The organism is Acidovorax sp. KPB24-07 (assembly GCF_057543315.1).
Map to the genome: position 1 here is coordinate 1 of NZ_BAAJYS010000523.1, position 1,948 is coordinate 1,948.

The window sequence follows — 1,948 nt, forward strand, 5'->3', positions numbered from 1 at the left end:
AGGCGGTGCGCGAGCGCGAAAAGCGCGCCATCGCCCGCGCCGCGCTGCGGCAGCTGCAACCCGGGCAGACGCTGTTCCTCGATGCCGGCAGCACCACCACCCTTCTGGCGGCGGAGCTGTCGTCCCTGTCGGGGATGACGGTGGTGACCAACAGCCTGAACGCCGCGCTCCAGCTGGCCGGGGCCGACGCCGGCCGCCCGGCGCGCAACGACGTCATCCTGCTGGGCGGCCGCACCGACCCCGGGGTGCGGGCCACGCACGGCGACATCACGGTGGCCGAGATCCACCGCTACCGCGCCGACGTGGCGCTGCTTTCGCCCGTGGGCATCCACTGCCTGCACGGGGCCACCAGCTTCGACCACCACGAGGCGGCCATCGCCCGCGCCATGGCGGCGCAGGCGCAGCGGCTCATCGTGCTGGCCGACCACAGCAAGATCGGCCAGGCCAGCCGCGTGGTGTATGCAGGCCTGCCCGAGATCGATACCATCGTGACCGATGCGGGCTCGCGCGCGCTGCCCGGCCTGTCGGCGCTGCAGGCGGCCGGCAGCCACGTCATCGTCGCCTGACCGTCCACGAAAGGCCCCCGACGCCCCATGCCCGCCAGCCGCTACCATCACACCGCCGGCGGACAGCGCTGGCAGTTCCGCGACCTGGGCGACGTGATGGCCAAGGCCACGCCGGCCCGGTCGGGCGACGTGCTGGCGGGCATCGCGGCGGGCACGGCGGTGGAACGCATGGCCGCGCGCATGTGCCTGGCCGATGTGCCGCTCGACCGCTTCCTGAGCGAAGCGCTGGTGCCCTACGAGGACGACGAGGTCACCCGCCTCATCATCGACACGCACGATGCCGCGGCCTTCGAGCCCATCGCCCACCTCACCGTCGGGGGGCTGCGCGACTGGCTGCTGGCCGCGGACAGCGCCCTGCTGACCGCGGTAGCCCCGGGCCTCACGCCCGAGATGGCGGCGGCCGTGAGCAAGCTCATGCGCAACCAGGACCTGGTGGCCGTCGCGCGCCGGTGCCGGGTGACCACGCGCTTTCGCAACACCCTCGGCCTGCCCGGGCACCTGGCCGTGCGGCTGCAGCCCAATCACCCCACGGACGACCTGCGTGGCATCGCCGCCTCGATGATCGACGGCCTGCTCTACGGCGCGGGCGACGCGGTGATCGGCATCAACCCGGCCACGGACAGCATCGCGGCCCTGACAGGCCTGGTGCACCGGCTTGACGAGGTGATTGCCACGCTGCGGATCCCCACGCAGTCCTGCGTGCTCACGCACGTGACCCACACCATCCAGATGATCGAGCAGGGCGCGCCGGTGGACCTGGTGTTCCAGTCCATCGCCGGCACCGAAAAGGCCAACGCCGGTTTCGGCGTGAACCTGGCCCTGCTGCATGAGGCGCGCGAGGCGGCCCTGTCGCTCCGGCGCGGCACGCTGGGCGACAACGTCATGTATTTCGAGACCGGCCAGGGCAGTGCCCTGTCGGCCGACGCCCACCACGGCGTGGACCAGCAGACCTGCGAGGCACGGGCCTACGGCGTGGCGCGCGCGTTCTCGCCCCTGCTCACCAACACCGTGGTCGGCTTCATCGGGCCGGAATACCTGTACGACGGCAAGCAGATCATCCGCGCGGGCCTGGAAGACCACTTCTGCGGCAAGCTGCTGGGCGTGCCGCTGGGCTGCGACGTCTGCTACACCAACCATGCCGAGGCCGATTCGGACGACATGGACACGCTGATGACGCTGCTGGGCGTGGCGGGCCTGACCTTCATCATGGGCGTTCCGGGTGCGGACGACATCATGCTCAACTACCAAAGCACCTCGTTCCACGACGCGCTGTACCTGCGCGAAGTGCTGGGCCTGCGGCGCGCACCCGAGTTCGAGGCCTGGCTGCAGCGCATGCAGCTGGCCGACGGGGCCGGCCGCCTGCTGCCCGCCGCGCAGCAGCG

2 protein-coding genes are annotated in these 1,948 nt (G+C 71.7%); both read left to right on the forward strand.

Annotation, left to right across the window (positions count from 1 at the left end):
• On the forward strand, positions 1-566 hold a 566-nt coding region (locus AC27IQ_RS23395; protein WP_487090983.1), incomplete at its 5' end, for a DeoR/GlpR family DNA-binding transcription regulator.
• Between the two features lie 27 nt (positions 567-593).
• Positions 594-1,948 (forward strand): ethanolamine ammonia-lyase subunit EutB (locus AC27IQ_RS23400; RefSeq protein ID WP_487090984.1); only part of this gene is annotated, 1,355 nt, incomplete at its 3' end.